This is a genomic window from Geotalea daltonii FRC-32 (genome assembly GCF_000022265.1).
Taxonomy (GTDB): domain Bacteria; phylum Desulfobacterota; class Desulfuromonadia; order Geobacterales; family Geobacteraceae; genus Geotalea; species Geotalea daltonii.
Genome location: NC_011979.1, coordinates 2,245,941 through 2,259,248 on the forward strand (window position 1 = coordinate 2,245,941; position 13,308 = coordinate 2,259,248).

Consider the following 13,308-nt stretch of genomic DNA (forward strand, 5'->3'; position numbering starts at 1 on the left):
TACAACTCTGCTGCTAGCCTGGCACTATTGGTCCCTCTGTTTTCCCTGCGTCTTACTTAATGCTCCAGAGAACGGCATGCCTCGCTAACGACCCCGGGCTGGTCTGGCTGTGACCAACCGCCTGTCCATGATTGTTAATGCTCACGGCCCAGCTGTCCCCGCTCAGCGTGCCCAAGTCGGTCATTACGCCGTTCTGCCAAATGAAGGCCTTGGTCGAGCCGTAACTTGCCGTACTGTAGCCCACCACCTGTCCCTTATCGTTCACATCGAACGCTCCGATTAGATCTCCGGCAAGCGTCCCCAGGTCGGTCATGACGCCGTTCTTCCAGATGAAGCTATGCTGGGAACCCGTGGAGGATGCGCTATCGCCTATGACCTGCCCCTTTTCATTGATGCCGCTAGCAATGCTCCAACTTCCACCCAACGTCCCCAGATCGGTCATCACCCCCTTCTGCCAGATAAAGGCATGCATGGCTCCTGTAGTATTACTATAGCCAACCACCTGTCCGTTCTTGTTGATGGCATAAGCGATGCTAGATCTCCCTCCGAGTGTTCCCAGGTCGGTCATGACGCCGTCCTGCCAGATGAAGGCCTGCTCACCTCCCGATGAGGATGATCTATAGCCTATGACCTGCCCCTTATCATTGATGCCGACAGCAGTGCTCCAATCTCCACCTAGCGTTCCAAGGTCGGTCATCACTCCGTTCTGCCAGATGAATGCATGCATGGCCGCTGTAGAAGTCCAACTATAGCCAACCACCTGTCCGTTCTTGTTGATGGCAGAAGCGTGGCTATATCCTCCCCCGAGACTTCCGAGGTCGGTCATAACGCCGTCCTGCCATATGAAAGCAAGCGGGACCCACGAGGATGTCACGCTTGTGCCCACGACCTGTCCTTTGTCATTGATAGCGACTGGCTCACAATAATCCCCACCCAGCGTCCCCAAGTCGGTCATTACCCCGTTCTCCCAAATGAAGCAATGAGCCGCCCCCGAAGACGTACTACTTTGACCCATCACCTGCCCCTTTTCGTTGATGCCGCCGGCTGAACTCCGATCTCCGCCGAGTGTTCCAAGATCAGTAATAGTTATCCCCTTAATCCCGCTCGAAGCAGCAACTTCATCATTGCCATCCCCAGCCCAGCAAACAGCGTTAAAAGACAGAAAAGAAAGTAGTGCTAAAATTCTGAACGCTCTCTTGATCTTTGAGCATGCGGAGAACATTAATGCTGAGCCATTTCCCTCTTCCTTTGGGTAGTTCATGTTGTTTCCTCCTTGTAGGTGTTACCTTTACGTGGGTAGCTTCGTTCGATGATGCTGCGGCTATTTGATGGTCCAGAGAACAGCATGGCTCTCCATAGATCCCTGGCTTGTCTGGCTGAAGCCCACCGCCTGGCCATGATTGTTTATGTCTACGGCCCAGCCGGCCCCGCCCAACGTGCCCAGGTCGGTCATTACGCCATTCTGCCAGAGGAAGCCTTTGGTTTGGCCGAAACCCGCCGTACTGTAACCCACCACCTGTCCCTTATCGTTCACATCGAATGCTCCGCTTTCAACTCCGGCAAGGGTACCAAGATCGGTCATGACCCCATCCTGCCAGATGAAGCCATGCTGGGAACCCGTGGAGGTTGCACCAACGCCTATGACCTGACCCTTGTTATTTATGCCATAAGCATGGCTCCAATTTCCACCCAGCGTTCCAAGGTCGGTCATCACCCCCTTCTGCCAAATGAAGGCATGCATGGCCCCTGTGGAAGTATAACTATGGCCAACCACCTGTCCGCTCTTGTTGATGGCATAAGCGATGCTATAGTCCCCCCCGAGGGTTCCCAGGTCGGTCATGACACCGTTCTGCCAGATGAAGGCATGCTGTCCTCCCGAGGAGGATGTGCTATAGCCGATGACCTGACCCTTATCATTGATGCCGATAGCAAGGCTCCGATCTCCACCCAGCGTTCCAAGGTCGGTCATCATTCCATTCTGCCAGATGAAGGCGTGCGAAGCACCTGTAGCAGTACCACTGTCGCCAACCACCTGTCCGCTCTTGTTGATGGCATAAGCGCTGCTATACCCGCCCCCGAGCGTCCCCAGGTCGGTCATGGCTCCGTCCTGCCATATGAAAGCGCGGTAGGCATGCGAGGATGTCACGCTTGTGCCGACCACCTGTCCTTTGTTATTGATGGAAGTTGGCTCACAATAATTCCCACCAAGCGTTCCCAGGTCGGTCATCACCCCGTTCTCCCAAAAGAAGCAATGGTCCTCCCACAAAGATGTACTACCTCGACCCATCACCTGACCTTTTTCGTTAATGCCGACGGCGCCACTCGTATATCCGCTGAGTGTTCCCAGATCCGTAATAGTTATTCCTTTAATCCCGCTCGAAGCAGTAACCCCATCGCCGCCATCCCCACCCCAGCAAAGAGCATTGAAAGACAGTAAAGAAAGCAGTGCTGAAGATAGAAGCGCTTGTGTCACCACCTTTTTGAACATCCCCCTCATCATTGAATTGCCGGAGAACATGAGCACTGCGTGATTTTCGACTTCCATTGTGACCACCATGTCTTTTTCCTCCTTTTGATGTTGTCCATTCCTTTTGATCCATGCGGGACGGCTGGAAACAAAATAGCAAAGTTATCTCGCACTGCCACAACCTGCTGCGTGCATGATTAGAAAATTCTGCACGTAGCAGGTGCAGTGGTCACTGCCGGCTTTGGGGCATTATTCAGGTCATACCCATGGATCAGTAAACAAAGGGGAAAGGCAGGTGGTACAGGATGGTTTATATTGGAAGAAAATAATGTAGCATCCCCTGAATTTTAATCAGGGGATGCACCGGGAGAATGAAAGACGAGGAAAATATCAGGCGATGGTGTGGCGGATGTCCTTCCCTTTAACCATGAAGATGACCATTTCAGAGATATTGGTGGCGTGGTCGGCGATGCGTTCCAGGCATTTGGACATGTAGTTGATCTTGATGGCCCGGCTGATGGTGGCGGGGTCCGAGAGCATGAAGGTGAGGAGCTCCCGCTGGATCTGTTCGTTCAGGTCGTCCACCACCTGGTCGTCCTTGCAGACCTTGATGGCCAAGTCTGCATCGGCGCGGACAAAGGCATCCAGCGATTCCTTGACCATGAATGACGCGGCCTGGGCCATGCGGGGCATGTCGATGAAAGGCTTCAGCGGCGGCTCCGCATTCAGCTCCCGTGCCCTTTTGCAGATGTTGGTGCACTGGTCGCCGATCCGCTCCAGATCTGTGACGATCTTCAGGGCCAGGGTGATGAAGCGCAGATCGCGGGCAGCCGGCTGGCGACGGGCAAGGACCTCCAGGCATTTCTCGTCGATCTCCATCTCCAGACCATTTATCTGGTGGTCGAAGGCAATGGTCTGCTCCGCCAGCGGAGTATCCCTTTCCACGACCGATTTCATGGCGTTGGAGATCATCGATTCCACCTTACCACCCATTTCCAGGAGCTTTTCCCGGATGACGTTCAATTCCGCATCGTAATGTTTACTGAAATGTTCCCGTTCCATTTAAATCCTCTTTAAAGTTCGATGTTCGAAGTTCGACGTTCGAAGTTGATTAAATAAAGTTCGATGTTCGCAGTTCGACGTTCGAAGTTGTAAATCTTTGAATTTCAGAGGTTCGATATTTGGGGGTAGCCTTAACCTCGAACTTCTAACCCCGAACGTCGAACGTCGAACGTTTTTTAACCAAACCTTCCGGTAATGTAATCCTCTGTCTGTTTCTTGTCCGGCGTGGTGAAAATCTTACGCGTTTCGCCGTCCTCCACCAGTTCTCCCAAGTAGAAAAAGGCGGTATAATCGGAAACCCGGGCCGCCTGCTGCATGTTGTGGGTGACGATGATGATGGTGTACTTCTCTTTCAGTTCCTCGATCAGTTCCTCGATCTTCAGTGTGGAGATCGGGTCCAGTGCCGAGGCGGGCTCATCCATGAGAATAACTTCCGGCTTGACGGCGATGGTCCGGGCAATGCAGAGACGTTGCTGCTGTCCGCCGGAAAGCTCCATGGCATTGCCTCTAAGGCGGTCTTTCACCTCATCCCAGAGGGCCACCCTTTTCAGTGACGATTCGACAATGCCGTCAGCCTCAGCCCGGTTGATCCTGCCGTTCAGCTTGTAACCGGCTATGACGTTATCATAGATGGACATTGCCGGAAAAGGGTTGGGCTTCTGAAAGACCATGCCCACCCGCCGCCTGATGGTGACGGGGTCGGCGCCCTTGTCGTAGATATCGGTATCGTCCAGAAGTATCTTGCCGGTTACCTGGGCCGATGGTACCAGATCGTGCATACGGTTGATGGCCCGCAATACCGTTGATTTGCCGCAACCGGACGGACCGATGATGGCGGTAACGCTGTTTTCGGGGAATTCCATGGAAACGCTTTTCACGGCATGGTTAGCGCCGAAATGAACATTCAGTTGTTCGAGTTTTACCTTGTTTTGCATTGAAACCTCATTTATCAGTTTTTCTGTCTGCTTCTACCGAAGTACCTGGCCGAGAGGCTCAGGGCGAACATGATCGTTACCAGCACCAGTGCGCCGGCCCATGCCAGCCGATGCCAGTCCTCATAGGGAGAGATGGCGAAGTTGAAGATCTGCAGCGGCATGGCAGCCATGGGTGAGGTAAGCTTGTTGCTCCAGAACTGGTTGCCAAGGGCGGTGAAGAGCAGCGGTGCTGTTTCACCAGCCACCCTGGCAATGGCCAGTAGTACTCCGGTCATGACCCCGGTCATGGCGCTTCTCAAGGTGACCTTGATGCTGGTCCGCCACAGGGGGACGCCCAGGGCGAGAGACGCCTCGCGCAAGGTACCGGGAACCATCTTCAATTGCTCCTCGGTGGTGCGCAGGATAATGGGAATCATGATCATTGCCAGGGCCACGGCGCCGGCCAGGGCGGAAAAGCCCTTCATGGGCACCACCAGCAGCGTATAGGCAACCATCCCGGTGATGATGGAGGGAATGCCGGCCAGGACATCCGCCGCAAAACGGATGGTGGTAGAAATGCGGCTGCCGCCAAACTCGGCCAGGTAAACGGCTCCGAAAATACCGACGGGAAGGCCGATTACGGACGCCATGCCAATCATCACCGCCGAGCCGGCCATGCCGTTGGCCATGCCGCCGCCGGTTTCACCGGTCGGCTTCGGTATCTGGGTGAAAAAGTCAATACTGATGGAACTCAAGCCCATCTTTACAATATGGACGAAGATAAATATCAACGGTACCAGCACCGCCAGTGCTGCGGCAAGCATAAGGCCGGTCATGGCCATGCTGGTTGTTTTGCGCAGGGCAACGCTTTTCATCGGCTACCTCCGCTTTGTCCTCTGGTCACGCTCCAGATAAGAAATCTGGCCAGGGCGTTGATGACGAGGGTCACCACCAGCAGGATCAGGCCGATTTCCATCAGTGCCGAAGAATGGATATTGGAGGTGGCTTCGGCAAACTCGTTGGCAATGACGCTGGGCATGGTGTAGGCGGGGGAAAGGAGTGACAGTGATATCTGCGGCGTGTTGCCGATGACCATGGTTACCGCCATGGTTTCGCCGATGGCCCGGCCCATGCCGAGTATGACTGCGCCGAGAATGCCCGATTTGCCGTAGGGGAGGACCGCCATGCGGATCATCTCCCAGCGGGTGGCGCCAAGTGCTATTGCCGCTTCCTTCTGGCTTTGAGGCACTGCCAGCAGCACCTCACGGCTGATGGAAGTAATGATCGGCACCACCATGATCATGAGGATGAAGATGGCGGCCAGCATGCTCACCCCGTAGGGTGCCCCCTCAAAAAAGGGGAGAAAGCCGAAATGGTCGATGAGAAACGGCTGAACAGTCTTCTGCAGCCAGGGAGCCATGACCAGTACCCCCCACAGGCCATAGATAACGCTGGGGATGGCCGCCAGAAGTTCCACCAGGGAGGCTACCACGGCGCCTACTCTTTTCGGGGCTATCTCGGTAATGAAGACGGCGCTGCCGACACTGAGGGGGGTGGCCAGGGCAAGGGCCAAAACGGATGAAACCACGGAGCCGTAGATGTAGGGGAGGGCGCCGAATTCTTCTTGCACAGCATCCCAGTTCTGGCCGGTGATGAAGCGCCAGCCCGATTTTGCCATGGATGGCAGACTTTGGTTGACCATCTCGTAGATCATAAGGAAGAGAATGGCGAGAATGCTGAAGGCGAAGATGACGGTGATTCCCTTGAAGATGAAATCACCGTTCAAGCCTGTTTTTATTTTCCATCGGTTGGGTATTGTTGCCTGAGACACTGTATGCTCCAAAATGATTCATGGGTGTGGCTGCCGCAACTTCGTCCGTTCGTTCGGTCGCCACAGCTGCAGACCTTGCGCCTTCTCTACTGTTCGCTGCTGCATCATCGCTTGTTCCAGCTTTGCTTCCGATCATGCACCGGCGGGTGTCCGCTCGCCGCTGTGGCTCTGTCACTCTCTCCCGAAGCCGCGGCAGCCGTGGGCAAATAGGCTACTTTATTGTCTTGACTGTCTTCTCCACCATCTTTGCCACATTGGCCGGCAACGGCGCATAGAGGATCTTCTCAGCCATCTTCTGGCCGTGCTTCAGTTCCCAGTTGAGGAACTCAACCAGCTTTTTCCCCTTGGCCTTGTCCTTCTGATCCTGGTAAACGAGCAACCAGGTGAAGCCGACGATTGGGTAGGAGTCCTTGCCCGGCTGGTTGACCAGAGAGACGCGGAAATCGGCGGGCATGGACTTGGCGGCGCCGGCAGCAGCGGCGCTGGTTGATTTGATGGTCGGCTCGACGAAGACGCCGCTCTTGTTCTTCAGGGAAGCGTATGGCAGCTTGTTTTCCACGGCATAGGCCAGTTCAACGTAGCCGATGGTGTATTGGGTGGTTTTGACTTGTCCGGCAACCCCTTCGTTACCCTTGCCGCCGAGTCCTACCGGCCACTTTACCGAGCTTCCCTTGCCCACTTTGCGGCCCCATTGCTGGCTGACGGAGGAGAGATAGTCGGTGAAGATGCTGGTGGTGCCGCTGCCGTCGGAGCGGTGAACGACAATGATGGCTTTTGCCGGCAGCCTGAGACCGGGGTTGTCTTTGACGATCCTGGGATCGTTCCACTTGTTCAGCTTGCCCAGGTAGATATCGGTCAGGTTCTCAGACGAAAGCTTCAGCCCCTTGCCGATGCCGGGTATATTGTAGGTCACGACCACTGCGCCCATGACGGTCGGGATATGGAGCAGCTTACCGGGCACCCGCTTCAGTTCGTCATCATTAAGAAATTTGTCTGAAGCTCCGAAATCCACGGTCTGGGCAGTGATCTGCTTGATGCCGCCGCCGCTGCCGATGGACTGGTAGTTGAATTTAACGGAGGGGTCGACCTTGGCATACTCGGTGAACCATTTTGAATAGAGGGGGTAGGGGAAGGTTGCCCCGGCGCCGTTGATGAGGGTTGCAGCCGAAGCTTGACCGGCCATGGCCGTTATCGCCGTGATGCTTAAGGTCAGGAAAATGTTTCGAACGAAGTTGAACATTGGATGCCTCCTTTTCAGTGATGGCTACCTTGATACCGCTGCAATGTTACAACTGTGTTACAACGGGGGAAAGATCAGGTAAAAACGACGATACAGTTATTTTAACAGGCTAATATTGGATTACAGCTCTGCACGATGACTTCTGGGCGAAAAGCGCACGGCGATGATCCTGACCAGTGCCAGAGACAGGACGAGACTAATTACCATCGCCAGTTCCTGCCATTCCATATCCCTGTACCAGAAGGCCATGACCTCGGTGAGAACGGTGACTATTACCGTGTCTATGATGTAGGTGACTTTGACCCTCCCCTCGGTGAAATAGGCGAGAGCGGTTCGCAACACCTCCACAATGGAGAGAACGGTCAGCACATCCACGAGGATTGTTCTGAAGGCTCCATGGAAATCCATCTCCATGATCAGCCGCAGATCGTAAAAAGTATAGAGAACTCCCGCCAGGATCGCTGCCAGGATGGCAATGATCAGCAGGCTCAGGAGCACCCGTGCCGATTGTTCGAAAAAGCGGCTCAATTTCAGATCTATTACATCTTCTTTCCACATATATTTCTCCTTTTTGGGAAAGGAGTATAACCTGCTAATGTTACAATTCCGTCACCTTCCGGTGAAAAATTGGAAACTGTTGACATTGGCGGGGGAAAAGGTATCTTCTGTCAGTTAAATTGGGCATTCAGTTGACGCAGGGAGTGAACATGGAAAAACTTTTGAACCATCTGAAGGGAAAATTCCTTGCCGGACTTTTTGTCGTTATCCCGGTGGGAATTACCATCTTCATCCTCATCTTCCTTTTCAACTTCGCTGACGGTATCCTCGGGTCCTATCTGGACAGCCTCTTCACTGCCATGACCGATGAGGAGATTCACTTCCCCGGGCTCGGTATGCTTACCGGTGCAGTGGTCATTTATCTTTGCGGGCTCTTGGCAACCAACGTGCTCGGTACCCAGCTTCTCAGATGGTGGGACAGGTTGCTCTCAAGGATTCCACTGGTGAAGTCGATATATACATCAAGCAAGCAACTCACCAAAGTCTTCAAAGAGGGTAAAACCTCCTATCGCCGGGCAGTGTTTGTTGAGTGGCCGCGCCGGGGAGTGCGGGCCATCGGTTTTGTCACCGCCGAAATAGTGCGGGACGGCGAGCCCCTGGTAGTGGTTTACGTGCCGACGATGCCCAATCCCACTTCCGGCTTTGCCCTCTTCTTCAAGCAGGATGAAGTTTTCGAAAGTGGAATGACGGTGGAGGAGGCGGTCAAGTTCGTTGTTTCCGGTGGAATGGTGGTAAGTTAGACCCCCTCCCGATCCCTCCCCCGCTGGGGAAGGGATCGGGAGGGGGCGGTGAATCCGGAGTGTGTATGGGTGTTTTGTTACAGGTACAGACTGATTTCATGTCTGTCCCCGATGTTATGCAGTGGATAGATATGAACAGGCTCTCCTGCGTGGTGACCATAACTCTCGATGGCGACCGGGAAATGACTGTCTACATGGAGCATGGCACCATTATTTATGCCGCTTCCCAGCACAAGGGCTTGCGCCTGGGGGAATACCTGGCAAAGACAGGCGCCATGAGCGAGGTCCAGGTACTCCAGGCCCTGGGAGAAAGCCGCAAATCCGGTATCTCCCTTATCCGTTACCTGGCCGACAACAAGATAATAGGGCTTCCTGCTCTAACCGAGGTCTTCACCAATCTGGTGGAAGATCTGCTCATGGAAGTTGTTCAGGTGGGCATGGCTTCGGTAACCGTCACGTCTCCGCTCCCCGATTTTGTCCTGAACGGGCCGGTCCACCTGCAGACCGGCCAGCTGGTCTTCGATGCCGTGCGCAAGCTGGATGAACTGAACCGGGACCGCCAGCAGCGGGACGAGTCCATAGAAAAGATCAGCCGACGCCTCTACGAGGAAGATTTTCAGCTGCCGGTCCTGCCCAACATGCTCATGCAGCTCATTTCCATCATGGAGGACGAAAAATCCACATTCCAGGATATGGCCAGGATTATCATGACCGACCAGGTCCTCATTTCCAGGATTCTCAAGGTCGCCAACTCCCCGTTTTATGCGGCCACCGGTCAGGTTGATTCCATCCAGTTCGCCATCGTCCGCCTGGGCATGCGGGAGATCATGAACATCGTCACCGCTATCCAGATCAATTCCCTCAATTTCACCGATGTTTCCAAGGAAAAGCTGCAGGCGATCCTGGACGATGCCCTGAAGACCGCTTTCATGGCCAGCGGCCTGGCCCGCCATTGCCGGCTCGATCCGGAAGAGGCATTTCTGGGAGGGCTGCTCCTGGACCTGGGGAAGACGGTAATTCTCAGTGTCGCAAAAGACTTCAACATCAATCAGGCGCTACTGGATGACCTGCTTAGCGAGCAGCATGCACAGATCGGCTCCCTCATTGCCAAAAAATGGAATTACCCCGAATCGATCCAGAATCTGATCCGTTACCATCACAAAAAGAATTTCGGCGGCATGGTCAACAGGATGATCGCCCTGGTCCAGGTCGCCGACAACTTCATCCAAACCGGTACCGACAAAGGCATCGATCCGGAAGTAATGGCAGCCCTGGCCATTCCCCCCGAAATTTTAACCCAGACCTATGAAACCTCCATTGCTTCATTTAACCAGATAAAGGCTTCCTAGATTACCAGGAAAGAACTAACCGCACGGGACACTAGGCCCCCTCGTCGCCCATCTCTTCTTTGTTTTGCTTCTGCAAACATGGGCGGAAATTTTATTCAATCCTGAATTTGGCCACCATTCCTTTTAAATCCATCGCCTGTTGGGAAAGTTCTTCTGCCGACATGACCAGCAACTCCACGGAGGAGAGATTTTCCTGGGCAAGTTCACTTATGTTCTCCACGGCCTTCACCACCATTTCCCCCCCTTTGCGTTGTTCAGCCGTGGCGTTGGCAACCTGCTGGGTCATTGAGGCCATGCCGTCAACTGATGCTACTATTTGCTTCGCAGACTTTGCCTGCTCCCGTGTGGCGAGGTTTACCTGCTGGGTGACCTGGTTCATATTATTCACGGCAAGCCGGATCTGCTGGTTTCCCTGGGCTTGTTCACGGGCTGAACTGGCAACCAGCGCAGTACTCTGCCTCATTTTATCCACGGCTTTCAGCACTTGACTGGAGGCATTCGCATGCTCCGCCGTCACGGTGGAGATGTCGCTCATCAGGCTGCTCGTTTGCTCAATGCCCTTGACGATATTGGCGAGGGTGTTCCCAGCCTTGGCGGAAAGCTCCATGGATGCCCGGGCTTCCCTTGAGGCCTTCTGGCCATATTTTACGGAGTCTTCGGTATCCGCCTGGACCTCTTTGATTACCTGGCCGATTTCCTTGGTTGCCCCGAAGCTCAGCTTGGCCAGTTTGCGCACTTCGTCGGCCACGACGGCGAAACCGCGTCCTGCATCACCGGCCTGGGCCGCCTCAATGGTCGCATTGAGGGCCAGCAGGTTGGTCTGGTCAGCTATATCGTTGATTACCTTGACGATGTTGCCGATTTCATTGGAGTGCTTCCCAAGGTTGACGATGGAAGCTGCTGTCAACTCGATCACTTCCGCCACCCGCTGCATCGCGGCAAGGGCCTCCTGGACAGCCTGCTGACCCGCATACCCTTCTTTTGCCGCCACTTTTGCCACGTTGTCTGCGTCAGCCACATTCTTCGCCACCTGCCGAATGGAGACAGCCATTTGCTCAACGATCACGGCAGTCTCCCCCGCCACCTGCTGGAGTACCTGACTGCTCCCCGCCACCTGCTCGTTCGAGACGGTCATTTTTTCAATAGTGGACGAGGTTTCGGACACTGAGGTCGCCATGATATCGGCGCTTCTTGCCACCTGCTCGCTGGACGCCCCCATCTCCTGGATGGAAGATGAAAATTCATCGGCATATCCTGCCAGTGAGTTGGCACTTTCTGCTACTGTCTGGATGGATGCCGCCATTTGCAACATGTTGCTGGAAGTCTCTTCACTGGCCGAAGCCTGGCTGTGAGCCGCCTTGGCCAACTGAGATGAATTGTCCGAGATTTGATTGGCAGCAGAGGCTACCTGCCCGGAGGTCTCCCGGATTTTGCCGACGATGGCACGCAGATTGTCCAGCATGCTATTCATTGAACGGCCCATTTCGCCTATTTCGTCATCTGCCCGTATCTCCAGGGTTTCCGTAAGATCGCCGTCAGCTACTTTTTCCAGCATGCCCTTCAGCTTCCCAAGAGGGCGCAACGCCAGGCGGCGGAAGAGCAGGTAAAATACGAGGGATATGCCCACAATGGAAGCAGCTGCCAGACCCAGTATGATTAATTGAGATTCCCGCAATTTTGCCTTGCTGTTAAGGGTGCTCAATACGATCTTGGCCATGCCGATTTGTTCGCCGTTTTGCATGACTGGGGTGGTGAACTCCAGCAGGTACTCCTTCTCGGCTTTTGCCCTGGCTGCATGTTTTTCGTCAAGCTGGGTCAAGGCTTGCCCTTGTTTATCCAGAAACTGTGCATAGACGATTTCCGCGTCGTTGGCGGAAATATCCCGCACATAGTTCTCCAGGTAGATATAGTTGAAACTGACGATGGGCTCCGCACCAATCGTGGCGAGAAAATGAACGAGGTTCTTTCCCCTTCGGTTCATGTCCGCCATCACGGAATTTTTTTCATAAAACGTGAGGGAAACGCTCATTACAGAGAAGACCAGGACCAGGGTCGCCAGTATCCCAGCTAAAAATTTTCTGGTAAGATTCCACCTCTTCATTTATCGAATCCCTCCACAAAAAGTGCTATGGCAATAAAACGCCCGGCATCCCTGTTCCAAACCCTGGAATAGAGGATGCCGGGCAAAAAATTCAGCTAATTATTTCACCGGTATGCTGACACTGATGGCCCCGCGCACATCACCTTCCTTATAGCCTTCCTTCTTTCTCCCTGAGATGTCCATGTCACCGGCAGGAGAACCATGGCAGGTGAGACACATCTGGGTAATATAGACAGGCGCCAGGTAACGGAAGGTCTTTTTGCCGCCGCTGGTTGTCTGTTCTGAATATGTTTTGCTGCGCACCCATCCATTTTCGAATTTCTTCAATACATCTGTTTCGAATTTGTCCGGTTTATTGGCAGGATTGCGATATTTAAGGCTGGTCTGCTTTACGGTAATACCGGTTTTTTTCAAAAACTTATCTCCCGTCTTCTTTCCGTATATTGCCGGAGAAAAACCTTTAAAAGCTATTCCCGGCTGGTTGATCTGGGGTTGAGCTTCGGTGACAACTTCTTTTGCCGAGTTATGCAGTTTCTGCAGAATGCCGCTGTTATAGTCTGAAGTGTTCAGGTTTTTAATGTCCAGGCCGGTCATTTTTTTAAAATCATCGGCAAGCTGCGCTTCATAGACTGCAGCTGTAAATCCCTTATCGGCTTTGCCTGACGTATTTATGAGGGATTGATTGTTGGCGATTACGGCTCGCCCTTTCAGCAAATAGTCGGCAAGGAGCTTTGCCAGCTTTTCATCATTTTGGGCGGCAAACAGATTTTGCGCGAAAAGAAGTGTTGCTGAAACAAGTCCCATCACCAGTACCACCGAAACCCTTTTTTTCATCATCGATGTATCCTCCTTATTTTTGCCTGCAGTTGCCATCATCTCCGGCAATCAACCAGGACGGCCATTTCATTCCATCAACTCGAAGAGAAATGCATTGTTAATCATTAAATCCTATTCCCACGTGGGAGCTTACAATTTTCTCAGGATGATTAAAACTCTTTTTTATGGAAACTTCGATTAGCAGTGTTCTTTTTGTCCAGACGGGTCCT

Annotated in this window: 12 protein-coding genes; 2 read left to right on the top strand and 10 right to left on the bottom strand. The window is 53.5% G+C overall.

From position 1 onward, the window contains the following. Nucleotides 1–52: 52 nt before the first annotated feature. The 8 genes from GEOB_RS20430 to GEOB_RS10010 all read right to left on the bottom strand — a co-directional run bounded on the left by GEOB_RS20430 (nucleotide 53) and on the right by GEOB_RS10010 (nucleotide 8,072). Nucleotides 53–1,261, bottom strand: coding sequence for an HAF repeat-containing protein (locus GEOB_RS20430; RefSeq protein ID WP_012647091.1), 1,209 nt, complete (start codon nucleotides 1,259–1,261; stop codon nucleotides 53–55). A gap of 60 nt (nucleotides 1,262–1,321) precedes the next feature. Further along, on the bottom strand, nucleotides 1,322–2,557 hold the full coding sequence (locus GEOB_RS19335; protein WP_012647092.1) for an HAF repeat-containing protein: 1,236 nt from the start codon (nucleotides 2,555–2,557) through the stop codon (nucleotides 1,322–1,324). Nucleotides 2,558–2,857: 300 nt separating this feature from the next. Then, nucleotides 2,858–3,529: a phosphate signaling complex protein PhoU gene (gene phoU, locus GEOB_RS09985; protein WP_012647093.1), complete on the bottom strand. Its 672-nt coding sequence runs from the start codon at nucleotides 3,527–3,529 to the stop codon at nucleotides 2,858–2,860. 176 nt (nucleotides 3,530–3,705) lie between these two features. Next, nucleotides 3,706–4,464, bottom strand: a complete 759-nt coding sequence (gene pstB, locus GEOB_RS09990) for a phosphate ABC transporter ATP-binding protein PstB (RefSeq protein WP_012647094.1) — start codon at nucleotides 4,462–4,464, stop codon at nucleotides 3,706–3,708. Nucleotides 4,465–4,478: 14 nt separating this feature from the next. Then, a complete protein-coding gene (pstA, locus tag GEOB_RS09995; protein WP_012647095.1) occupies nucleotides 4,479–5,318 on the bottom strand; it encodes a phosphate ABC transporter permease PstA in 840 nt (279 codons plus the stop codon). Next, the gene (gene pstC, locus GEOB_RS10000; RefSeq protein WP_012647096.1) at nucleotides 5,315–6,274 is read right to left on the bottom strand and encodes a phosphate ABC transporter permease subunit PstC; all 960 of its coding nucleotides are present in this window, start codon (nucleotides 6,272–6,274) and stop codon (nucleotides 5,315–5,317) included. Before pstC ends, pstA begins: the two co-directional genes overlap by 4 nt. Nucleotides 6,275–6,485: 211 nt before the next feature. Next, nucleotides 6,486–7,514, bottom strand: a complete 1,029-nt coding sequence (pstS, locus tag GEOB_RS10005) for a phosphate ABC transporter substrate-binding protein PstS (protein ID WP_012647097.1) — start codon at nucleotides 7,512–7,514, stop codon at nucleotides 6,486–6,488. 120 nt (nucleotides 7,515–7,634) lie between these two features. Continuing rightward, nucleotides 7,635–8,072 (bottom strand): phosphate-starvation-inducible PsiE family protein, encoded by a 438-nt coding sequence (locus GEOB_RS10010; protein ID WP_012647098.1) that lies wholly within the window; start codon nucleotides 8,070–8,072, stop codon nucleotides 7,635–7,637. A gap of 149 nt (nucleotides 8,073–8,221) precedes the next feature. Between GEOB_RS10010 and GEOB_RS10015 the strand changes: the two genes are divergently transcribed. After that, a complete protein-coding gene (locus GEOB_RS10015) occupies nucleotides 8,222–8,812 on the top strand; it encodes a DUF502 domain-containing protein (protein ID WP_012647099.1) in 591 nt (196 codons plus the stop codon). Between the two features lie 65 nt (nucleotides 8,813–8,877). Beyond that, nucleotides 8,878–10,161, top strand: coding sequence for an HDOD domain-containing protein (locus GEOB_RS10020; RefSeq protein WP_012647100.1), 1,284 nt, complete (start codon nucleotides 8,878–8,880; stop codon nucleotides 10,159–10,161). A gap of 91 nt (nucleotides 10,162–10,252) precedes the next feature. Here the strand turns inward: GEOB_RS10020 and GEOB_RS10025 are convergent, their stop codons facing one another. Further along, entirely contained in the window at nucleotides 10,253–12,262 is a 2,010-nt protein-coding gene (locus GEOB_RS10025) for a methyl-accepting chemotaxis protein (RefSeq protein ID WP_012647101.1), read from the bottom strand. Between the two features lie 99 nt (nucleotides 12,263–12,361). After that, nucleotides 12,362–13,099 (bottom strand): Tll0287-like domain-containing protein, encoded by a 738-nt coding sequence (locus tag GEOB_RS10030; protein ID WP_012647102.1) that lies wholly within the window; start codon nucleotides 13,097–13,099, stop codon nucleotides 12,362–12,364. Nucleotides 13,100–13,308: the final 209 nt, after the last annotated feature.

Excerpts from the sequence above, each read along its gene's own strand:
- GEOB_RS10020 (WP_012647100.1), top strand. The coding sequence starts at position 8,878 with ATGGGTGTTTTGTTACAGGTACAGACTGATTTCATGTCTGTCCCCGAT.
- GEOB_RS10030 (WP_012647102.1), bottom strand. The coding sequence starts at position 13,099 with ATGATGAAAAAAAGGGTTTCGGTGGTACTGGTGATGGGACTTGTTTCA.
- GEOB_RS10010 (WP_012647098.1), bottom strand. The coding sequence starts at position 8,072 with ATGTGGAAAGAAGATGTAATAGATCTGAAATTGAGCCGCTTTTTCGAA.
- pstB (WP_012647094.1), bottom strand. The coding sequence starts at position 4,464 with ATGCAAAACAAGGTAAAACTCGAACAACTGAATGTTCATTTCGGCGCT.
- GEOB_RS20430 (WP_012647091.1), bottom strand. The coding sequence starts at position 1,261 with ATGAACTACCCAAAGGAAGAGGGAAATGGCTCAGCATTAATGTTCTCC.
- GEOB_RS10015 (WP_012647099.1), top strand. The coding sequence starts at position 8,222 with ATGGAAAAACTTTTGAACCATCTGAAGGGAAAATTCCTTGCCGGACTT.
- GEOB_RS19335 (WP_012647092.1), bottom strand. The coding sequence starts at position 2,557 with ATGGTGGTCACAATGGAAGTCGAAAATCACGCAGTGCTCATGTTCTCC.
- GEOB_RS10025 (WP_012647101.1), bottom strand. The coding sequence starts at position 12,262 with ATGAAGAGGTGGAATCTTACCAGAAAATTTTTAGCTGGGATACTGGCG.
- pstA (WP_012647095.1), bottom strand. The coding sequence starts at position 5,318 with ATGAAAAGCGTTGCCCTGCGCAAAACAACCAGCATGGCCATGACCGGC.
- pstS (WP_012647097.1), bottom strand. The coding sequence starts at position 7,514 with ATGTTCAACTTCGTTCGAAACATTTTCCTGACCTTAAGCATCACGGCG.
- phoU (WP_012647093.1), bottom strand. The coding sequence starts at position 3,529 with ATGGAACGGGAACATTTCAGTAAACATTACGATGCGGAATTGAACGTC.